Genomic DNA, 19,906 nt, shown 5'->3' with positions numbered 1-19,906 from the left:
CGGGCCACCTCGGTGTTTCCCCTGTGTGCTTGGAGGCACAAGCAGGTTTCAATCTTTGCTACATTCAAAGCGCTTTGAAAACCTGATTCTGACCACCGGAATACGCCGCCCATGCTGTCCCTCGCCCACCAAACCCAGCTCGCCCAGCAACACGTCACGGCCCAGCTGGCCGCACGCCCGGAAGCCAAGGCCGCGCGCAAGGCCTGGAAGACCTTTGCCACCCGGCTGGACGCGCACTTCCCCACCCTGGTGGCCGAGCTGGCGCCGCTGTATGGCGTGCGGCCCGACTTTCTGGACTTCCTGGTCGACTTGCTAGCCGTGGGCTTCGACGCCTGGTTGGTGCGCCCGGCCGATCTGCAGGCGCTGGACCTGCAGCGCGAGAAAAACCCGCGCTGGTTCCAGTCGCAGAAGATGCTGGGCGGCGTGTGCTACGTGGACCTGTATGCGGGCAATCTGAAAGGGCTGCTGAAGCAGATCCCATACTTCAAGGAACTGGGCCTGACCTATCTGCACCTGATGCCGCTGTTCAAATGCCCGGACGGCAACAGCGACGGCGGCTACGCGGTCAGCAGCTACCGCGAGGTGAACCCGGCCCTGGGCACCATGGCCGACCTGCAGGCCCTGGCCGCCGCGCTGCGCGCCGAGGGCATCAGCCTGGTGCTGGACTTCATCTTCAACCACACCTCAGATGAGCACGACTGGGCCCGCGCCTGCGTGGCCGGCGACCCCAAGTACACCGACTTCTACTACCTGTTCCCCGACCGCACGCTGCCCGATGCGTATGACCAAACCGTGCGCGAGATCTTCCCCGACCAGCACCCGGGCGCGTTCTCGCAGCTGGCCGACGGCCGCTGGGTCTGGACCACCTTCAACAGCTTTCAGTGGGACCTGAATTACAGCAACCCCGCCGTCTTCACCGCCATGGCCGGCGAGATGCTGGCCATCGCCAACCTGGGCACCGAGATCCTGCGTATGGACGCGGTGGCCTTTGTGTGGAAGCGACTCGGCACGGTGTGCGAGAACCTGCCGGAAGCACACACGGTGATCCGCGCCTTCAGCGCGCTGGTACGGATCGCCGCGCCCAGCATGCTGTTCAAGAGCGAGGCCATCGTGCACCCGGACGACGTGGTGAAGTACATCTCGCCGCAGGAATGCCAGCTGTCGTACAACCCGCTGCAGATGGCCTTGCTGTGGAACAGCCTGGCCACGCGCGAGGTGAATTTGCTGCAACAGGCGCTGGAGCAGCGCCACAACCTGGACCCGGACACCAGCTGGGTCAACTATGTGCGCAGCCACGACGACATAGGCTGGACATTCGCCGACGAGGACGCGATCCAGCTGGGCATCCACGGCTTTGCACACCGGCAGTTTCTGAACCGCTTTTACGTGAACCGCTTCGAGGGTAGCTTCGCCCGCGGCGTGCCGTTCCAGGACAACCCTGCGACCGGCGACTGCCGCATCAGCGGCACCTGCGCCTCACTGGCTGGCATCGAGCAAGGCGATCCGCTGGCGCCAGCGCGCATCCTGCTGCTGCACAGCGTGGCCCTGAGTACCGGAGGCATACCGCTGATCTACCTGGGCGATGAGGTAGGCACGCCGAACGACCCCAGCTATCTGAGCGACCCGGCCAAGGTCGGCGACAGCCGCTGGGTGCACCGCCCAGCCCGCGTCGCCAGTCTGTATGCGCAGCGGACCACCAAGAACAGTGTGCCCGGCCAGATCTACCAGGGCCTGCGCCGCATGGTGGAAGTACGCCAGTCTTTGGAGGTATTCGCCGGCGGCCAACTCACCGGCTTTCGCGCCGGTAACCCCAGTGTGCTGGGCTATATGCGCGGCGCGCCGGGGACGCATGTGCTGGTACTGGCCAACTTCAGCGAACAAGCACAGCACTGCCCGGCGCGGGTGTTCTCGGCCCAGCCGGATACGGCGGTGGATGTGCTGAGCGGCAAAACCCTGGCCCTGCAGGGCGGCGTGACGCTGGCAGCGTATGAGGTGCTGTGGCTGGCCTGTGGCGGGGCCGGACAGGTCTAGAAATTCAGCCCTATCAACGACGGCGAATCTTGGCCCAAACTGACTGCAGCTCTTCTTGCAGCGGGTGCTTGAAAAAGAACACGCCCGTCACAAAACCCGCCAGACCCAGCAAGCCAGCAAACACCACAACCAGCAAAGAATGCTCGGGGGTGGGGCCAAACAACACCAAGACCAGCACAGGCCCAATGGCCGCGAACAGCGTAACGCGCCCACTCCGCGCCAGGACAGGCCACAGCAGCGACAGGTCCAGGCCGATGTGCCTGGACGTCAGGCGCATGCTGTACGCGGCGTAGACACCAGAGCCCAGAATCGACGCGCAACTCACCGCCACCAGCCCCTGCAGTGCGCCCACGGCCACCAGGCATATGGTCATCAGCGCGTTGACGATGGTCAAGCGGGCAATCGTGCTCACCGCGCCCGACGACAGCAAGGCGACGCCGCACAAAGAGGTGGGCACGCTCAGCGCCGTGCCTACCGCCAGCAGCCGGGCCAGGATCACGGATTCATCCCACTGCGTGCCGTAGAGCACGTGAATGATGGGGTGGGCCATGCACACCACCATGCTGCAAAAAAACCAGCCCACCGCCGACACATAGGCCGTGGCTTTCACAAAGGGCTCCACAAAATCGCCCTGCTCGCGCGACTGCTTGGAAAACCAGGGCAAACATACCGAGCCCACAGCATCCGTGACCAGGCGGGTAAACATCTGCACCAGGCCATTTGCACGCGAATACAAGCCCGCCGACGCCAGGCTCTGCAATTTGCCCAGCAGCAGCTCGGGCGCACCGCCAGCCGCCACGCCGACGATGGAGCTGACGGACAAGCGCGAGCCGAACGCCAGCACACGCCGGATTTCCGCCACCCCGGGCAGCCAAGGGAAGGACTTCGGCCGAAAATACGTGGCCATCAGCGCATTCACCACCGTGGACGTCAACGACCCAAAGGCCAGGCTGATGGGGCCGAAGTTCTTCCAGGCCATGAAGGTGGACACCAATGCACCGCTCAGTGCAGAAGCAAAACGCATCAGCGCAACACTGTCAAAACGCATCTCGCGCATTAACCAGGCGTAGGTCAAAGAGCCAAACGGATTGACCGCATAGTTCAAGGCGATCACCAGCATGATGTCGCGCATGCGGGGTTCTTTGTAAAACAACGACACCGGGTAGCTGGCCAGCAATACCAGCAGCGCCAGACCCACACCCAAACCCAGCTGCACCGCCCACACCGCCCGGATGCGCTCGGTCGTCAATTCTCTTTCCTGCACCAGGTAGGAGCCGGCGCCCATATCCCGCACCGAAGCCACGAACATCAACAACACCATGGTGACGGAAAACACCCCGATCTCCGCAGGTGTGAGCAAACGGGCAATCACCATGGACGAAACGATGGACATCGCCAAACTCGCATAGCGGTCCAGAAACGAGAAAACTAAAGATTTACGAGTGGACATGGTGTGGAATACATAGCTTGCAGAACAACGCGCACGCAAGAAGGCCGTATTAGGCCATGCAACCATGCATGGCAAGGGACCGAAGAATCAGAGACAGCGTCAAACATCTGGGCAGCCGAATGCCCCGCTGCAGACCGTGAAAACCAAGCGCGCCGAGGAAGCGGCCAGCCGAGCCATTGCGCTGGCTCAATTGCCAGCCACCGCACGCGCTAGCACAGTCCGAGAAAGAAAATCGGAGGCGACCGGGGTGAGGTGGCCGTAATCCCAGGTTGTAATGCCATTTTTTCGGTCGTCGCCGATAAATGTCATGCAGCCTTCGACACTGCAAAAAACATCGACCAAGCTCACATACAGCAGCCGCGTGTCGTTGAACGATTTTTTCAACAGCCTATCTTTTTCAAGAATCGTTGCATCGATTCCTTCCAAGCTCCTGTGCGCCGTATCGTTCCATAGCTTTCGAACAATGATTTTGGGCAAATCGGAATCCCACTCCGGTGTCGGCCCGGTAAAAACCACCTTGGCGACGCCGAGCTGCGTCAGTTTTGCCTTGATTAGCTGCGCCGCAACTTCGGAATGCCCTGCACGTTGCGCCACGACGACCACATCAGGACGTGCCTGCGCAATCGCCTTCAGAGCAAACCAGTTGGACCGGACGCAAGAGCTGGTAGATGAATCGGAGACTACATCCACCGATGGTCTGCAACCCGAGCTAGCCACCTGCAATACCTGCCAGTTGCTTTGCAGATTCTTGGTCAAACCAAAATTCAGCATTTGCGCATGCGAATCACCCCATATGAATACCGCTTTGTCATATTTGGCGGTGTCCCTGGCGTAGCAGCTGCTGGGGATTTCATCTTTGGGAGTTCTGTTTTTATCGCCCGAAATTTCTTTTTGAATATCAGAGAAATTGCAGTCATGGCGGAAGTTCTTCTCAAACACCTCCACCAATCGGCCATTGGGAATATTAGAGAAATACCTGTAGAACTCAGGCCGGTCCACCGCACCACCGTCAATTCGGGCCAATCCATTCTGCGCATAAATATAGCCTGCACCAACACCAACCAACAGCATGCTACCCAGCAAGGCAAAGGATTTTTCTTTGCCGTACGCGCCAAAGCGAACCGGTTTCTCTACCCAGAAATAGGTGGCTATCGCCAACACAAATGACAGGAAAACTGCTGCCAATTTAATTTCAGGGCTATTCAACTCCAAAATATGGGCAAATGACAGCAAAGGCCAGTGCCACAAATACAGCGGATAGCTGATCAAGCCAATCGACACCAATACTTTGGAGCCTAGAACATGTCTATTGACCCATGCGTTGGGCCCAGCTGAAATAAGCAAAAATGCGCCGATGACCGGAAGCAATGCCAACCAGCCCGGAAAATGTTGCGTCTTGTCGATATAAACAAGACCGACCACCAATAACGCCGCCCCAGCGAAAGACTGTTCGTTTGGGTACCGCTGGTGTACCGCCGGCTTGTACATGGCGATATATGCAAGCACGGCCCCGGCCAGCAACTCCCAAAAACGCGGCATCGGCAAATAAAATGCTGCATCGGGATGGTTGCTGGTCCAATATATATTCATCCCAAAAGAGCCTGCCAATATCAATGCAATAGCAAGCCCCAAAACCCGTCTCCGCCCCCAGAAGAAGCTTAGCAAAATGGGCCAGAATATATAAAACTGCTCTTCCACCGCCAAACTCCACAAGTGCAGCATGGGCTTGGTTTCTGCCACATTATCAAAGTAGCTGCTTTCTTTCCACAAAATAAAGTTGGTAATAAATGCAACGCCACTGACAAGATGTTTTCCGAGCTGTTTGTACTCATCCACCAACAGCAAATGCCAGCCAAATACCAAACTACCCAGCATCACCACCAGCAAAGCCGGAAATATTCTTCGAATTCGCTTATCGTAAAAATCAATAATACTGAATTTATCTTTTTCCAGATTCAGAAAAATAATGGAAGAAATCAAAAAACCGGAAATGACAAAGAATATATCGACACCGACAAATCCACCGTGCACCCAGGATGGAAATGCGTGAAAACCCACCACAGCAAGAACGGCAACGGCGCGCAGTCCATCGATATCGGAGCGATATTTAAAGTGGTTTACAGTGGGATGGATATGGTGCATTTTTAAAGAGCTGCGGCGCAAACATAATTACCCACATGCATTCATAAAAAAATGCGAACCATATAAGCCATTGGAAATACTTAAAGCCGGTTCAAGGTTTCAGGCATTACCGTAGCAAATGCCGTGTATAGCTGAGATACCGCAGCCCGCCTGTGCGAACCAGGCTTTGCCAATGGTGCCGCAGTGCCAAGCTGCGTTCGCCGGCCTCCAGCGCAGTAACCGAGGCATCATGGTGTGCCGCGCCCATCTTGCGCTGAATCAGGCGCGCGATGCGAGGCGGCGGCGCCAGGTCCAGCATGCGCTGAAACAGCGGTATATAGGCTTTAAAGTAGGCTGTAGATTTGGACAAAGACCCTGGGGTTTCCTCGTCGCAACGGAACACAGGGGCATCTACGACGGCAACTTTCTTGCCATCCAACGCCAACCGGAAACCGACCCATGTCCACTCCGCATAGTGGTGGTAATTACGGAAATACTCCGCTCCCACAGGCGCAGAACGGAATAGCGCATTACCGTTGTGCAGCCAGTTGAACTCCATCAGCATGTCCAGCGGGCGGGCAGGCACGTCAGCGAGACGGTCGTAGCACAGGAGGTCCTTACCGCCGCGGCGGCGATAGTAATTGCCCACCACCAGATCGGCCTGCGGGTCGGCTAACAAGGGTGCCAGTTTCTGGTCCGTACTGCCCGGCAGGTACTCGTCGTCGTCATCCAACGCCGAGAAAAACTCCGTCTCCACCAGCTCCCGGCCTCTCAGAATGGCATTGGGCAAGGAGGGCTTGGCCACGTATTCAAACTGTATGTCCGGCTGCGCCTTCAACCAGTCGCACACTGCGGCATCAAAGCGGCTGCCATTCACGACGGTAATGATGCGCACGGGCTGAGAAGACGAGTCACGGATGGACTGCACTGCACGGCGCAAGAGTTCTGCGCGTTCGGCAACGGCCATTGTGGGAATGATGACACTGACCAGGGGTTCCCCCAGAGAAAAAGTGCTCGCAGAGATGTCTTGGGGGTTCATAAATCTGGGTAATCTTTGGCAGGACGTTTAAGTGGGTCCACAAACAGGGCCATCACGCTCCGAACCAGGTTTTTGACCCGCAAGGAGGCTTGTGCCGAAGCCCATCCGAAATGCCGCTGCGCAAAGCGCATGCCTTGCGCATAGGCAGCCACACCGTGCTGGCTGCACATATAGAAATACTCCTGCAAGGTGCTTGCAATCGCGTCCTGACAGGCCCCGATTTCCACGGGCCCCAGGCCTATGTTTGGATTGTCTCGGATGATCTTGATGGCCAACAACCCGTTTTCCGCATTGCGGCGGGCGTTGCGCACATGCGATGCGTTGTCGTCATGCCATCGGTACTGGGTGATGGCCACCGGGGCGTACACAAAGCTGGCCTTCAGCAGCAGGCGTACCAGGAACTCTCGGTCTTCGGCCGTGGCCAGCTTTTCATTGAACAAACCCACCTCGTTGGCCAAAGCCCTGGAGACGACCAGGCTGGACGGCTTGATGAAATTGCCCTTGATCATGCGCGGCAGTATCTGCTTATCGATACGGTAGAAATCGGTGCCCGCAATGGGTGCGCCGAATTTGCGCGAGGGGCTGTCCCAGTAGTCGTCGTAAAGCATGTCTTGCAGCACGCCCTTGGCCAACAAACGGCCGGCGCCGTACGCGCCTTTGGCCGTGGGTTCCGCAGCGAGTGCACGCATCAGCTCGGCAATGTGCTCGGGTTCGAAAATATCATCCGCATCCAAAAAGGCCAGCCACTCGCCCTGCGCCAGCCGAATGCCCTGGTTGCGCGTTGCCGCAATGCCGCTGTTGGACTGGTTGTGCAAGTGGATGGGGTATGGCTGCGGATGGGCGGCAATCCAGGCCGCCACGGTTTGCACCGTATCGTCGGTGGAGCCATCGTTGACGATGATCACCTCCCGTGGCTGCAGCGTTTGTTGGGCAATTCCATGCAATGCATCGGCCAGAAAATGGGCGGCGTTGTAGGCAGGAATCACGACCGAGACGTCGCTTGCAGGCATAAGGGGTTCCAGGGGACAGCGTGGCGGCATTCTAAGACGGGTCCTGGCCTGGGCTGTCCTATGATGGACCTTTGCTTTGTATACAAACACATTCCATGGCAACCTCCTCCTACCTCGATACCCGGCCTGTGCTGGCCGAACGCACTTTCATCCACGCCTCGGCCCAGGTGATTGGCGACGTGCAAATCGGCGTCGACAGCTCGGTCTGGTGCAACACCGTGCTGCGCGGCGACGTAAACCGCATCCGCATCGGCCACAGCAGCAATATCCAGGACCTGAGCATGGGCCATGTGTCGCACAAGAGCGCCAGCAAGCCCGAAGGCTCGCCGCTGCTGATCGGCAACTACGTGACCATCGGGCATTCGGTGATCCTGCACGGCTGCAGCATTGGCGACGAGTGCCTGATCGGCATGGGCAGCATCGTTATGGACGACGTGGTGGTACCGGCGCGCACCATGGTCGGCGCGGGCAGCCTGATAGGCCCGGGCAAGGTACTGGAGAGCGGCTACCTGTACATGGGCCGGCCGGCCGCCAAGGTGCGGGCGCTCACCCCCGAGGAAATCGCCTATCTGCGCTATTCGGCCGAGCACTATGTGCGCGTAAAGGACAATTTTCTCGCCAGCGAAACCAAAGTGTAAAAATCACCTCCGCCCAGTAAATACTTGCGCTGGCAGCTATCAAAATATGAGTAACCTGGCTTACTCGACCACCACCGGCACACGCTGGGCCAGAGCGCACATCAGCTCGTAGCCCACGGTGCCGGCCTGCTGTGCTACTTCGTCGATCGGCAACACAACGCCATTCGCAGCCCGGCCCCACAGAGTGACGGGTGTGCCGATCTGGGCCTGGGGCGTGGGCGTCAGGTCGACCACCAGCATGTCCATGCTGACCCGGCCCAGGGTGCGGCTGCGCACGCCGTCCACCAGCACCGGGGTGCCGGTGGGGCAGATGCGCGGATAGCCATCGGCATAGCCGCAGGCCACGATGCCGATACGCATCGCCTGCTCGGCCGCAAAGTTGGAACCATAACCGACGGTAGCGCCCGGCTGCAGGTCTTGCGTAGCTATGATTTTTGCAGTCAGCGTCATGGCCGGCTGCAGGCCCCAATCAGCCGAGGTGTAGGCCGGAAAGTCGGGTGCGCTGCCGTAAATGGCGATGCCGGGGCGTACCCAGTCACCCGCCACCTGGGCCGCCAGCGCGGGCTGCTGCAGGGGCGCACCGGGGGTGTGGCGCAGAGTGGCGGCGCTATTGGCCACGCTGCGTTCGCCGGGCAGGTCGGCAGTGACGGCGTTGAACACGGCCATGGCTTCGGCAACGCCACGCGGACCGTCTGCGTCGCTGAAATGGGTGATCAGCGAGATTTCGTCCACCTGGGGCAGCAGGTTCAGCCGGGTCCAGGCCGAGCGGTAGCGCTCAGGGCTAAAGCCCAGGCGGTTCATGCCAGTGTTCATTTTCAGGAACACGCGATGCGGCACATTCGTCTTGTGCACGGCCAGCATGTCGATCTGGGCATCGCAGTGCACGGTGTGCCACAGGTCCAGGCGCGAGCACAGCTCCAGATCGCGCTGCTCGAACACGCCTTCCAGCAGCAGCACCGGGCCGCGCCAGCCCAGGGCGCGCACGCGTTCGGCCTCGTTCAGATCCAGCAGGGCGAAGCCATCGGCGCCGCGCAGGCCCTCGAAAACACGCTCGATGCCATGGCCGTAGGCATTGGCCTTGACCACCGCCCAGACCCGGGCATCCCCCGCGGCAGTGCGGGCGCGGGCCAGGTTGTGGCGCAAGGAGTCGGTGTGGATGGTGGCCTGAATGGGACGCGGCATGGGTGGGTTCCGGTAGGGCAAACAAATGGGGTTGCTGGATTTTGACTATTTCGCCCCAAGCTGCAGAGTCAGAACGCTCACACCAAGGGAACCCGTGGAACCGGCTTTGCCGGGCCACAAGGGTTCGCCCCCTGTAGGGGGTTGGCGAAAGCGACACGCAGTGCGCGAAGCCTGGGGGGGAATGGTTATTCCGGGATTTTGGCATTCCACCGCGTGATATAACCCGCTGTCCCTGGAGACTTGTCTTAAATCAACCTGCATCAGCCAGACTGATGCCGCCACAAGCATTTAATGAAGCGCGGTTTCTTTACCCTCATGTCGGCCCAGTTCTGCTCGTCACTGGCCGACCAGGCGCTTTTTGTGGCGTCCATCGCGATGATCCGAGGTGCCGGAGGTGCTCCCTGGCAACAGGCCGCCTTGGTTCCCATGTTTGCGCTTTTCTATGTGATCCTGGCCCCCTGGCTGGGCGCGCTGGCGGACGCGTTCCCCAAGGGCAAGGTGATGTTGGCCAGCAATTCCATCAAGATGGCGGGCTGTCTGATGATGCTGTTTGGTATCCACCCCCTGCTGGCCACGGCCGTGGTGGGCCTGGGTGCGGCGGCCTATTCGCCAGCCAAGTACGGCATCCTGACCGAGATGCTACCGGCCTCGCAGCTGGTGCAGGCCAATGGCTGGATCGAAGGCCTGACGATTGCATCCATCATTCTGGGCGTGCTGTTTGGCGGGCAACTGGTAGGGCCGGCGGTGTCGGCCAAGCTGCTGGCACTAGACTTCCCCTTCTTGGACACCGGCATCAGCACCCCGCCGCAAGCCGCCGTGAGCGTGCTCATCGCCGTCTACGCGCTGGCCGCTTGGTTCAACACCCGCATTCCCGATACTGGGGTGGAAATGCGTCCCATGCCAAGCAACGCGTTGGCCCTGCTGCCCGACTTCTGGCGCTGCAACTCCCGGCTGTGGACCGACAAGTTGGGCCAGATTACCCTGGCCACCACCACTCTGTTCTGGGGTGTCAGCGGCAACCTGAAATACATCGTGCTGGCCTGGAGCGCCACCGCGCTGGGCTATAGCATCACCCAATCGACCAGCCTGCTGGGCGTAGTCGCCATAGGCACCGCTGCAGGTGCCGTGGCAGCGTCCATGCGCATGCGGCTAGACACCGCTACCAAGGTCATCCCACTGGGCCTGCTGATGGGCCTGCTGGTAATCTTGATGAACTTCATCCACAACGTCTGGCTGGCCGTCCCATTCCTGGTGGTGCTAGGCGGCCTGGGCGGTTTCATGGTGGTGCCGATGAATGCCCTGCTGCAACACCGCGGCCACAATCTGATGGGCGCGGGCCGCTCGATCGCCGTGCAGAACTTCAACGAGCAGCTGTGCATCCTGGCCCTGGGCGCCTTCTACAGCGTCTCCACCGGCCTGGGCCTGTCGTCCTTTGGCGCCATCACCGCCTTTGGCCTGGTGGTGGCCGGCTTCATGTGGCTGATCAAGCGCTGGCATGCCAACAACTGCATCAAATACAAGGACGAGGTCGACCATCTTTTGATGCTGGCCCGTACCGACAACACCCACTGACTTGGCTCACCCCCAGGCTGCAGCGCTTCGCGTCTTTTGCCAGCCCCCCTCGTATCGGTTTGAAAAACCGATACGACACGCAGGGGGCAACACCAGCAGCCTGGCAAAGCCAGTTCTGCGGTGTTCCTGGAAGGCGTGCGCTCTGGCTGCTAGCCGCAGTGGAACAACTACCCACCACCCTAGGCTCCACTGACAAAGATACACGTCTCCCGCATGCCCGCCGCCCTGCTCCCCGCTCTCGCGCTGATGCTGAACGCCTTTATCTGGGGCGTGTCCTGGTGGCCGTTCCGCCAGCTGCAGCAACTGGGCCTGCATCCGCTGTGGTCCACCTCCCTGCTGTACGCCGTGGCCCTGGCGGGCCTGCTGCTGGCCCGCCCCGCTGCTGTACGCGGCTTGCTGCGCCGGCCGGAGCTATGGCTGTTGCTGCTGGCCACCGGCATGACGAATGTGGGCTTCAACTGGGCGGTGGCGATTGGCGACGTGGTGCGCGTGGTGCTGCTGTTCTATCTGATGCCCGGCTGGGCCGTGCTGCTGGCCTGGCTGGTGCTGGGCGAGCGGCCTACGCGGGCCTCGCTGCTGCGGCTGGTATTGGCGCTGGTCGGCGTGCTAGTGGTGCTGTGGCCCGAGGGCGGCCTGAGCGCGGTGGCCGGCATGGCGTTTTCGGCGGCGGACGGACTGGCCTTGCTGGGTGGCTTCAGCTTCGCACTGACCAATGTGCTGTTACGCCGCCTGCAGGATGTGCCCGGCACCGAGCGCATGTGTGCCATGTTTGGCGGCGGCGTGCTGATGGCTGGGCTGGCCGCTTCCCTGGGCGGACAGTTTGGGCTGGTGCCGGCTATCCCTGCGCTACAGCTGGGCTGGGGCAGCGCCATCGTGCTGCTGGGCCTGCTGTTTTTCATCAGCAATATGGGGCTGCAGTATGGTGCGGCACGCATGTCGTCCAGCAACAGCTCCATCGTGATGTTGACCGAAATCGTGTTTGCCAGCGTGTCCTCGGTGGCGCTGGGGGCGGCCACGCTGTCGCTGCGCACGCTGGTGGGAGCGGCGCTGATACTGCTGGCGTCGGTGTTGGCAGCACGCAGTGAATAAACGCGTCAGGGAGAAGTCTGCTTAAATCGCAGGCATGACTACCTCCATCTACGACTTCAGCGCCACAGACATTGCCGGCCAACCCGTCGCCCTGTCGCAGTTCAAAGGCCAGGTTCTACTGGTCGTCAACACGGCCAGCGCCTGCGGCTTCACGCCGCAGTTCGCCGGGCTGGAAGAGCTGCACAAAAGCTTCGGTGCCAAGGGCCTGACGGTGCTGGGCTTTCCGTGCAACCAGTTTGGCGCGCAAGACAAGGGCAGCAACGACGAGATCGCCAGCTTCTGCCAAGTGAACTACGGCGTCAGCTTCCCGATGATGGCTAAGATCGAGGTCAATGGCGCCGGTGCCGACCCGCTGTACCAATGGCTGGTCAACGAGGCCCCGGGCCTGCTGGGCACCAAGGCGATCAAATGGAACTTCACCAAATTTCTGGTCGGCAAGGACGGCCAGGTACTCAAGCGCTATGCGCCAATGGATACGCCCCAAAGCCTGCAAAAGGACATCGAGGCGGCATTGGCAATTTAAAGCCGGCGCTTCTTCCGCCGCCCAGGCTTTTGACCATGCGCGGCGAACGCGTACCTCAGCTGTGCGAGGCCAGGACTTGGTTGAGTTGCTGCTTCTCTTCGGCGGAGGCGGCCGGGCGTTTGACGGCAGTGGTCAACGCGACACGCAGGTTCGGCGTGAGCTCCACATCGCCGCTGCTCACCGAACTCAGTGTTTCTCGGACCAGGTCGCCATAGGCACCTTTGGACAGCTGCGTGATGGCGATGTTGGAAGCCTCCGCAGGCGAGCTCAGGCGGTACAGCTTCTGGACGGCAAGCGCCCGCACCACGTCGCTGCCCTGGCTCTCCGCCAGTTGGTTCAACAGCGGGACGGCATCACTTCGCAGGTTGGCGGTATCGCTATTTTTCTGATCCTCCAGCATGCCAATAAAGTTCAGCCGCGCGACAGCAGTTCGCTCATCCGTTTGCGCACCCGCCTTCAAATCGGCCATCGCTCGGGTAAGCACCTCCTGCGGCGCCTGGCCCGGCAGGTTGAAGTAGGTCTCGTACATCTCGGCGAACTTGGCTTCGCTCTTGCCCGCCCAGATGGCGTTCGCCTCCTGCAAAACGATGCCCCGACCCGCCGCCGACCCGACCAGCAGCGAGCGCAGCATGTCCCGCTCCATGCCCTGCTCGGCCGGCATGTTGTGATAGAACTGCTCCACGACTTTGGCAACCGCAGGGTTGCCCTCTATCGACGCCAGGAGCCGCGCCTGTAGTTCCTCGACATCCTTCGACGACAGGTCTTCCCGCTTCATGATCTTGTCAAACAAGGCCCTGAGACTCTCAGCCGCTTCTTCGGGCGTGAATACCTTGACGTCTGGTTCATCGGCGGAGACAAGCGTCCCCTGGAAACCGCTCGGCACAGCGGACATAGACGCTTGCGCACCAAAGACCACTGGCGTTTGGGATGGCTGGGCGCTGGAACTGCCTGCCTGCGGCGCTTCGGCCTGGTCTGCACCATACCCGCTACGGGCAAAAAAGTAGATCCCCGCCGCGATCAGCAAACATCCGCCGATGATGGCTTTCACAGGTACGCGGGGCGAGGAAAAATAGATTTTGGAAGGCACTGCAATCCTCTGGAAATAGTGTGCGTGGGCAGGCAGAAGCGTCCAACTGGCATACGCTTCTGCTGCCTCTCAGTTCGCGAAGTGCTTAGATCTTTGAGTACTGGCAGCTGCTGCCGCGCCACTCTGGCAGATAGCCATCGACGGTGTAATTGGTGCCCCCATCGTATGTGCAGCGCCAGCTTGACCCCCCCATCCAGTCAGACCGCCAGCCGGCGGGGCAACTCGAATTCAGCGTGAGGTAGGTGTTACCGCCCAACACGCGCATGCGCCCCCAGCGTTCGCTGAAGTTGATCACCGCACGGCCCTTGTAGCCCACGTTGGGGCCGCAGGTAACGGTTTCGCTTCGGATGTTGCAGGCCGTCCAGGAATGGTTGGCGCCGGCATTGATCTCCATGCCACCGATCCGGGTCGGGATCGCCCATTTGCCACCGATATTGAAGCCAGTGGTTCTGCACTGCGAATGGCCGGTCGTCAAACCTACGGTACCGCAGCTACCACCCTTGTTGCTGAAGCAATAGTGCCACTCTGACCCATCCAAGTAATAGCCCCGCTGGTTCTTGCCGAGCCAACCTTCGAAGCGGGTATTGAGGGAACTGAGGTTTTGTGCACCGACAAAACCGCTGAGGGCGGCCATCCAAACAAACAACAAAGCGATCTTTATGAATTTCATACGGGGTTCCTGAAAACGAAGGTTTCGGATCTGGCGCGAACGCGCGATCCAGCGATTCATGGTGACTGGTACCTGAGCAAGACTTTCTCAGTTAACAGCGCATGGGCAGCGTACGTAGGCTTTGTGACAAGCCCTTTACCGAATGCATACACGTGGTGGCCCTGCAACAGCCTGTCAGGATGCGCTGCCGGGCGCAAACCCCAGGGTCTGGTGCATGAAGCATTTAAACCGAATCGGCTCCCAGCGCACATTTCACCTGCGCAAGCAGCTATTGTTTACATAGCAAACCGTTTACTCAGCCAGCCAGGATGCAGGACAATCCAGACTCATTTCTGAGTGGAGCCCTGCGTGAACTTCCAAGCCATCCTCGACGACATCGTTGCTGCCGTGCGGCCCCAGCTGGGCGTGCAAGGCCAGGTGGCCAGCTACATCCCGGCGCTGGCCCGCGTGTCGCCGCAGCAATTCGGCATCGCCCTGCGCACCTGCGACGGGTTGGAGGCGGCCAGCGGCGACTACGCCACGCCGTTCTCCATCCAGAGCATGTCCAAGCTGTTCTCGCTGACCATGGCGATGCAGCACCTGGGCGACGCGCTGTGGCAGCGCATAGGCCGCGAGCCCTCGGGCAACCCGTTCAACTCACTGGTGCAGCTGGAGAACGAGCAAGGCAAGCCGCGCAACCCCTTCATCAATGCCGGCGCCATCGCCGTGGCCGACCGGCTGCTGTCGCACGGCAACGGCGTAGGCAACGTGCTGGACCTGTTGTCCGAGCTATGCGACGAGCCGGTGCACCTGGACCCCGAGGTGGCCCGGTCCGAAGCCCAAACCGGCTTTCGCAATCATGCGCTGGCCAACTTCATGAAGAGCTTTGGCAAGCTAGACAACCCGGTGGCCGCCGTGCTGGACCTGTACTTCCACCAGTGCGCGATCCGCATGAGCTGCCAGCAAATGGCCCGCGCCGCCGGCTACCTGTGCCGCGACGGCCGCCACCCCTACCGCGCGGACGCAACCGTCGTTAGCTCCAGCCAAACACGCCGCATCAACGCGCTGATGCTGACCTGCGGCACCTACGACGCCGCCGGCGAATTCGCCTTCCGCATCGGCCTGCCCTGCAAGAGCGGCGTAGGCGGCGGCATCGTCGCCGTGGTGCCCGACCAGCTCACCCTGTGCGTCTGGTCGCCAGCGCTGGACGGCAGCGGTAATTCGCTGCTGGGCATGCAGGCGCTGGAGCTGTTTGCGGCGCGTACGGGTTTGTCGATTTTCTAAGCTTTAGCGACCTAAGAATTCAAGGAAAATAGGCCGCTGGCGCAAGTACTACCTGCACCAATAGCTACATTTACGATAGCAATCACCACCCCACTAGCTGAACCGCTCAACCAGAAAATCCACAAAGCTGCGCAGCTTGGGCGAGCGGTAGCGGTCGGGCAGATAGACCAGGCTCATCGGCCGGCTGGGCAGGGTGTAGCTGGGAAGCAATTGCACCAGGCGACCAGCCTGTACATCGGCCTGCAGCAGAAAGGCCGACTGCAGCACGATGCCCAAGCCGTGCAGCGCCGCCACCCGCAGCGCCTGCCCGTTATTGACCTGCAGCCGGCCCGACACCGGTACCTGGCAGGTGCCCTCCTCCCCTGTCAAAGGCCAGTGCTGCAAGGCAGCGAGCGAGAACGACAGACATTCATGCTGGGCCAGATCCTCGGGCCGGACCGGCGTGCCGCGGCGCGCCAGGTAGTCAGGCGATGCGCAGACCATCAGCCGGTACGGCGCCAGCGGCCGGGCGATCAGCGAATCCGGCAGCGGGCCAATGCGGATGGCGGCCTCGAAACCCTCCTCCACCAGATCCACCGTGTGGTCGCTTAAGGCCACATCCACACTCACCTCGGGGTAGCGCGCCATGTAGTCCGACAGGGCCGGCATCAGGGCTTCGGCGCCAAAGCTCACGGGTGCGGTGATGCGCAGCTTGCCGGCCGGCGCGAGCTGCTGGTTCTGCGCCTGGGCATCGGTTTCGGCCACCAGCCGGAGGATTTCCTTGCAGCGCAGGTAGTAGTCCTCGCCAAAGGCGGTGAGATGCTGGCGCCGGGTAGTGCGTTGCAGCAGCTGCATGCCCAGGCGCTTTTCCAGCGTCCGCAGGTGGTTGCCCGCCATGGTCGCCGAAATACCGCAGGCCGTGGCGGCCGCGCTGAGGCTGCCTTTTTCCACGGCGTGCACATAGACCTGCATGCTGCTGAACACATCCATTCACCACTCCTGATTTCAAATCTATCAACCAAATCGCAGTTTATCTCTGTTAATTTATTAATAACACTATCAGCTTCCTTCATTTCAGAGAAAGCACCATGCACGCAGTCCAACTCACCGCCCATTCCCTCAGCGCGTTTCAAAGCACCGAGCTGCCCGACCCCCAGGCCGGCCATGGCGAAGTGCTGGTGCGCATGCGCGCCGCCACACTGAACTACCTCGACGTCGCCGTCGCCCTTGGCGCCATACCCGGCGTGACTTTGCCCATGGTGCCGGTAGCCGATGGCGCGGGCGAAGTCGTGGCCCTGGGCGAAGGCGTCAGCGGCTGGGCGGTGGGCGACCGCGTGGTGCCGCACTTCATGCCGGGCTGGCAAGACGGCGCCATGGCGCCGCACAAGATAGCCGCGATGCGGGGTATCAACTTGCCGGGTTCGCTGGCCGACTACGTCGCCGTGCCCGCCCACAGCCTGGTCGCCTTGCCCGCGCACCTGGATTTCGTCCAAGGCGCGGCGCTGCCCATCGCCGCCACCACGGCCTGGAACGCTGTGCGCTCGGCAACGCTGCGGCCAGGGTCGGTGGTGGTGCTGCTGGGCACGGGTGCCGTCAGCATCTTCGCCCTGCAGTTCGCCAAGGCGTCGGGCGCCACGGTGATCCTCGCTTCCTCCTCCGATGCAAAGCTGGAGCGCGCACGCCAGCTCGGCGCCGACCATACGATTAACTACCGCGCCACCCTAGCCTGGGACGCCGAAGTGCTCAAGCTCACCGACGGGCGCGGCGCGGACCTGGTGGTGGAGACAGTGGGCGAGGCCACCATCGCCCGCTCGCTCAACGCAGCGGCAATGGGCGGCACGGTATTCACGGTGGGCTTTCTCTCCGGCACGGCAGCGTCCATCAACTTGATGCCCATCATCGTCAAGGGCTTGCGCATCGTCGGCAACAACACCGGTTCGGTCGCCGACTTGGCCCAGGCCACCCGCGCCATTGCCGCCCACCGCATCGTGCCGGTGATCGACCGGATCTTCGATATCGCCGACACCGGCGCAGCCTATGCCGAACTCAGTGCCGGTGGACGCCACTTTGGGAAGCTGGCCATCGTGCATTGAGGCTGAGCAAACGGGGTCCGCACCACAGCTGCGAGTTCATCTACCGCATCGGCCTGCCTGCAAAAGCGGCGTAGGCGGCGGTATCGTCGCCATGGTGCCCGACCAGCTCACCCTGTGCGTCTGGTCGCCCGCGCTGGAGCTGTTTGTGGGGCGCACGGGCTTGACGATTTTCTAGGTTTGGGCTGACGCGCCCAGGTAGATTTCAGCGCTGCTGGAAACGCAGCATGCACCTCGACACGATGCCCCTAAGCTGCATTTCCGCGGCGCGCAGACCCTTATCCGACTACTTGGTTTCTGCGAGCTTCGTTTCCTGTACGCCCTTCTGACCTTGCGCCTGGTCAACCGGTTGGAGCTTGGAGCGCGCACCGAGAATACCCATCTTGACCTCTTGCCAGAGATAGAGCAGTGTTCCAGGAGCAGCGTCTATCTCGACGGAACTATCGTTCTCTGCCTTGGACGTGAAGGTGTGCTTTCCTGGGGCAACTTCCTTGTACAGATACGTGTTGGCGGCCGTCTGTCCGATGGACTGGCCGTCAAGTTCCACATTCATCTTGATGGCCGCACCCATGGATTCATTGCGATAGATATAGACACCGGTTTTGTCTTGTGGAACCGTGAATGTCTTCAACGCCGCGTCTTGCTTGGGGTCACCCATGTTGACGGATGCGCAACCGACCAGGCTCAAGGCAAGGGCCGTTACGGCGATAAGGCTTTTCATTGGAAAATCTTTCTGTAGGTGATGAGAAAAATGGAAACTTGTGAAGGATCACAAGATCTTGCACACGCCCAGACATCCACGCCTGGCGGCTTGGAATTTGGGCGGCCCATTCTCACACCCGATAGGGCCTCCACCGGGTTGCACGCGCGCGCCGGCGCGCACTTTGTCCCCCATCCTGGGTAACCGAATGCGTCAGCCGAAACATGCGTCACCGCGAGGCTACTGACACCATGCTGTCAGTGGACCCCTCATACGATCACTTCCTTAGTAACGCAACAAGGAAGAACCCATGTGGAAGCATGAAGAGGACATCGAAATAGCCGCCACGCCCGCCCAAGTCTGGGATCTATTTGCCGATGTTGCAGGCTGGAAGCAATGGAATAGCGGCATTGAAAAAATAGAGATGCATGGCGCATTTGCCAACGGCACGACCTTCTCCATGCAGCCTCCTGGAGAGGACGCATTCACCAGCACGTTGGTCGATGTGCGCCGCAACGAATGCTTCACAGACGAAACCGTCATTGACGGCACACGCGTGCTCGTCCACCACCGCATCGAACCACTAGCACCTGGGCGCGTCAAGGTCGCCTACAGCACCGAGATCACCGGGCCCGGCGCTGCGGACTTTGGGCCTATGGTGACGGCGGATTTCCCCGATGTGCTGCAGTCCCTCAAACGCGTAGTGGAAGATGCAGCGAATAGCAGGCCTCAACAAGTAGCTTTTCGTTCGAGTTAACGCACATCCATCACATTTTGGCTAATACCCTACTGGAGTGCGCAAAACGAGAAACTGAATCAGCAGCAACGCCAAGTAAATTGCCGTAGCCAGACCAAGTGCAATCAAAACCGCAGCTACATATTGGACTGACTTTTTGACTATGGGCTGAGGATACATATTGATAGTTTGAGCCACGCACTCCGCGCTGCGAACCGTCGTCAAATTCGGCAGATCCGCATTGACTGACAGAACCTCAACGCCCAAGACTTCTCCTGGTGCCAAGCTATCAAAAATGAGCACATAGCGATTGTCAGGTTCAATATGTTCCTCATAGTGCCGGACAGGCCATAGGTTCAAGCACATCGGCTTCCAGTTGAAAACTAGCTCAAGTTTTGTAGCTGAGACTTTTCCTGCATTGCGAATAATGAACGAGTTTGTTTGTACTGTTTGATTTGGCTTTACCTGATTGCCGTCCCCGTCGATCAGCGGCTCCTGAACCAGAAACGTGAACTGATGCGGCAGAGCGACCTGGAGCTTTGTCTTTGCTTTGAAGATTGTGTTTAACGTCCAGGTGAACATAGGCACCAGGAGTGCAAATATCTCTTTGCCGTAGGTCTCGAAGAAGCTCATAGAACCTTGTCTTTCCTTTAAGGCAACGCTGAACAAGCCTCTTCAAAATAGGCCCATGCATCTACCAGGGTCCGATTTCGGCCACTTGGGCGT

The 19,906-nt window shown here is 60.3% G+C and carries 18 protein-coding genes and 1 pseudogene; 9 read left to right on the top strand and 10 right to left on the bottom strand.

Annotation, left to right across the window (positions count from 1 at the left end):
* Window positions 1–111 precede the first annotated feature (111 nt).
* A complete protein-coding gene (locus tag AC07VY_RS24255) occupies window positions 112–2,031 on the top strand; it encodes an alpha-amylase family glycosyl hydrolase (protein ID WP_495099745.1) in 1,920 nt (639 codons plus the stop codon).
* Between the two features lie 13 nt (window positions 2,032–2,044).
* Here the strand turns inward: AC07VY_RS24255 and AC07VY_RS24250 are convergent, their stop codons facing one another.
* The 4 genes from AC07VY_RS24250 to AC07VY_RS24235 all read right to left on the bottom strand — a co-directional run bounded on the left by AC07VY_RS24250 (window position 2,045) and on the right by AC07VY_RS24235 (window position 7,651).
* Window positions 2,045–3,481, bottom strand: a complete 1,437-nt coding sequence (locus AC07VY_RS24250) for an oligosaccharide flippase family protein (RefSeq protein WP_495099744.1) — start codon at window positions 3,479–3,481, stop codon at window positions 2,045–2,047.
* Between the two features lie 186 nt (window positions 3,482–3,667).
* Complete coding sequence (locus AC07VY_RS24245; protein ID WP_495119508.1) at window positions 3,668–5,644, bottom strand: acyltransferase family protein; 1,977 nt, start codon at window positions 5,642–5,644, stop codon at window positions 3,668–3,670.
* A gap of 85 nt (window positions 5,645–5,729) precedes the next feature.
* A complete protein-coding gene (locus AC07VY_RS24240; RefSeq protein ID WP_495099742.1) occupies window positions 5,730–6,641 on the bottom strand; it encodes a glycosyltransferase family 2 protein in 912 nt (303 codons plus the stop codon).
* The gene (locus AC07VY_RS24235; protein ID WP_495099741.1) at window positions 6,638–7,651 is read right to left on the bottom strand and encodes a glycosyltransferase family 2 protein; all 1,014 of its coding nucleotides are present in this window, start codon (window positions 7,649–7,651) and stop codon (window positions 6,638–6,640) included. Before AC07VY_RS24235 ends, AC07VY_RS24240 begins: the two co-directional genes overlap by 4 nt.
* A 95-nt stretch (window positions 7,652–7,746) precedes the next feature.
* Between AC07VY_RS24235 and AC07VY_RS24230 the strand changes: the two genes are divergently transcribed.
* Complete coding sequence (locus AC07VY_RS24230) at window positions 7,747–8,289, top strand: gamma carbonic anhydrase family protein (RefSeq protein WP_495099740.1); 543 nt, start codon at window positions 7,747–7,749, stop codon at window positions 8,287–8,289.
* Between the two features lie 60 nt (window positions 8,290–8,349).
* On the opposite strand, the gene alr is transcribed toward AC07VY_RS24230, so the two are convergent.
* The gene (gene alr, locus AC07VY_RS24225) at window positions 8,350–9,471 is read right to left on the bottom strand and encodes an alanine racemase (protein ID WP_495099739.1); all 1,122 of its coding nucleotides are present in this window, start codon (window positions 9,469–9,471) and stop codon (window positions 8,350–8,352) included.
* A gap of 291 nt (window positions 9,472–9,762) precedes the next feature.
* Here alr and lplT point away from each other — a divergent pair, with 291 nt between their 5' ends.
* From lplT to AC07VY_RS24210, 3 genes are all read left to right on the top strand, one after another.
* A complete protein-coding gene (gene lplT, locus AC07VY_RS24220; protein WP_495099738.1) occupies window positions 9,763–11,043 on the top strand; it encodes a lysophospholipid transporter LplT in 1,281 nt (426 codons plus the stop codon).
* Window positions 11,044–11,256: 213 nt separating this feature from the next.
* A complete protein-coding gene (locus AC07VY_RS24215; protein WP_495099737.1) occupies window positions 11,257–12,132 on the top strand; it encodes a DMT family transporter in 876 nt (291 codons plus the stop codon).
* Window positions 12,133–12,166: 34 nt separating this feature from the next.
* Window positions 12,167–12,655: a glutathione peroxidase gene (locus AC07VY_RS24210; protein WP_495099736.1), complete on the top strand. Its 489-nt coding sequence runs from the start codon at window positions 12,167–12,169 to the stop codon at window positions 12,653–12,655.
* A 55-nt stretch (window positions 12,656–12,710) separates the two neighbouring features.
* Here the strand turns inward: AC07VY_RS24210 and AC07VY_RS24205 are convergent, their stop codons facing one another.
* A complete protein-coding gene (locus AC07VY_RS24205) occupies window positions 12,711–13,742 on the bottom strand; it encodes a hypothetical protein (RefSeq protein ID WP_495119507.1) in 1,032 nt (343 codons plus the stop codon).
* 85 nt (window positions 13,743–13,827) lie between these two features.
* Entirely contained in the window at window positions 13,828–14,472 is a 645-nt protein-coding gene (locus AC07VY_RS24200) for a hypothetical protein (RefSeq protein ID WP_495099734.1), read from the bottom strand.
* Between the two features lie 288 nt (window positions 14,473–14,760).
* On the opposite strand from AC07VY_RS24200, the gene AC07VY_RS24195 reads away from it, so the two are divergent.
* Window positions 14,761–15,675 carry a glutaminase gene (locus AC07VY_RS24195; RefSeq protein ID WP_495099733.1) on the top strand — a complete coding sequence of 305 codons (915 nt, stop codon included), beginning with the start codon at window positions 14,761–14,763 and terminating at the stop codon, window positions 15,673–15,675.
* A 93-nt stretch (window positions 15,676–15,768) separates the two neighbouring features.
* Here the strand turns inward: AC07VY_RS24195 and AC07VY_RS24190 are convergent, their stop codons facing one another.
* Window positions 15,769–16,644, bottom strand: coding sequence for a LysR family transcriptional regulator (locus AC07VY_RS24190; protein ID WP_495099732.1), 876 nt, complete (start codon window positions 16,642–16,644; stop codon window positions 15,769–15,771).
* A 98-nt stretch (window positions 16,645–16,742) separates the two neighbouring features.
* On the opposite strand from AC07VY_RS24190, the gene AC07VY_RS24185 reads away from it, so the two are divergent.
* Together AC07VY_RS24185 and AC07VY_RS24180 are read left to right on the top strand one after the other, a co-directional pair.
* On the top strand, window positions 16,743–17,747 hold the full coding sequence (locus AC07VY_RS24185) for a zinc-dependent alcohol dehydrogenase family protein (RefSeq protein WP_495099731.1): 1,005 nt from the start codon (window positions 16,743–16,745) through the stop codon (window positions 17,745–17,747).
* Between the two features lie 58 nt (window positions 17,748–17,805).
* Window positions 17,806–17,922: pseudogene (locus tag AC07VY_RS24180) on the top strand (glutaminase); the annotation flags it as partial.
* A gap of 108 nt (window positions 17,923–18,030) precedes the next feature.
* On the opposite strand, the gene AC07VY_RS24175 reads toward AC07VY_RS24180, so the two are convergent.
* Window positions 18,031–18,465: a DUF2846 domain-containing protein gene (locus AC07VY_RS24175; protein ID WP_495099730.1), complete on the bottom strand. Its 435-nt coding sequence runs from the start codon at window positions 18,463–18,465 to the stop codon at window positions 18,031–18,033.
* Window positions 18,466–18,754: 289 nt separating this feature from the next.
* Between AC07VY_RS24175 and AC07VY_RS24170 the strand changes: the two genes are divergently transcribed.
* Window positions 18,755–19,201: an SRPBCC family protein gene (locus tag AC07VY_RS24170; protein WP_495099729.1), complete on the top strand. Its 447-nt coding sequence runs from the start codon at window positions 18,755–18,757 to the stop codon at window positions 19,199–19,201.
* A 21-nt stretch (window positions 19,202–19,222) separates the two neighbouring features.
* Here the strand turns inward: AC07VY_RS24170 and AC07VY_RS24165 are convergent, their stop codons facing one another.
* On the bottom strand, window positions 19,223–19,813 hold the full coding sequence (locus AC07VY_RS24165; RefSeq protein ID WP_495099728.1) for a hypothetical protein: 591 nt from the start codon (window positions 19,811–19,813) through the stop codon (window positions 19,223–19,225).
* Window positions 19,814–19,906: the final 93 nt, after the last annotated feature.

The sequence above is a fragment of the Rhodoferax sp. GW821-FHT02C08 genome, assembly GCF_059421805.1.
The sequence above is the reverse complement of the archived record's forward strand: the minus strand, read 5'-3'. Positions and strand labels throughout refer to the sequence as shown.

What these genes read in the sequence shown, in the direction of transcription:
- AC07VY_RS24210 (WP_495099736.1), top strand. Translation starts at nt 12,167, where the DNA reads ATGACTACCTCCATCTACGACTTCAGCGCCACAGACATTGCCGGCCAA.
- AC07VY_RS24175 (WP_495099730.1), bottom strand. Translation starts at nt 18,465, where the DNA reads ATGAAAAGCCTTATCGCCGTAACGGCCCTTGCCTTGAGCCTGGTCGGT.
- AC07VY_RS24240 (WP_495099742.1), bottom strand. Translation starts at nt 6,641, where the DNA reads ATGAACCCCCAAGACATCTCTGCGAGCACTTTTTCTCTGGGGGAACCC.
- AC07VY_RS24235 (WP_495099741.1), bottom strand. Translation starts at nt 7,651, where the DNA reads ATGCCTGCAAGCGACGTCTCGGTCGTGATTCCTGCCTACAACGCCGCC.
- AC07VY_RS24185 (WP_495099731.1), top strand. Translation starts at nt 16,743, where the DNA reads ATGCACGCAGTCCAACTCACCGCCCATTCCCTCAGCGCGTTTCAAAGC.
- AC07VY_RS24165 (WP_495099728.1), bottom strand. Translation starts at nt 19,813, where the DNA reads ATGAGCTTCTTCGAGACCTACGGCAAAGAGATATTTGCACTCCTGGTG.
- AC07VY_RS24230 (WP_495099740.1), top strand. Translation starts at nt 7,747, where the DNA reads ATGGCAACCTCCTCCTACCTCGATACCCGGCCTGTGCTGGCCGAACGC.
- AC07VY_RS24255 (WP_495099745.1), top strand. Translation starts at nt 112, where the DNA reads ATGCTGTCCCTCGCCCACCAAACCCAGCTCGCCCAGCAACACGTCACG.
- alr (WP_495099739.1), bottom strand. Translation starts at nt 9,471, where the DNA reads ATGCCGCGTCCCATTCAGGCCACCATCCACACCGACTCCTTGCGCCAC.
- AC07VY_RS24215 (WP_495099737.1), top strand. Translation starts at nt 11,257, where the DNA reads ATGCCCGCCGCCCTGCTCCCCGCTCTCGCGCTGATGCTGAACGCCTTT.
- AC07VY_RS24170 (WP_495099729.1), top strand. Translation starts at nt 18,755, where the DNA reads ATGTGGAAGCATGAAGAGGACATCGAAATAGCCGCCACGCCCGCCCAA.
- lplT (WP_495099738.1), top strand. Translation starts at nt 9,763, where the DNA reads ATGAAGCGCGGTTTCTTTACCCTCATGTCGGCCCAGTTCTGCTCGTCA.
- AC07VY_RS24250 (WP_495099744.1), bottom strand. Translation starts at nt 3,481, where the DNA reads ATGTCCACTCGTAAATCTTTAGTTTTCTCGTTTCTGGACCGCTATGCG.
- AC07VY_RS24190 (WP_495099732.1), bottom strand. Translation starts at nt 16,644, where the DNA reads ATGGATGTGTTCAGCAGCATGCAGGTCTATGTGCACGCCGTGGAAAAA.
- AC07VY_RS24200 (WP_495099734.1), bottom strand. Translation starts at nt 14,472, where the DNA reads ATGAATCGCTGGATCGCGCGTTCGCGCCAGATCCGAAACCTTCGTTTT.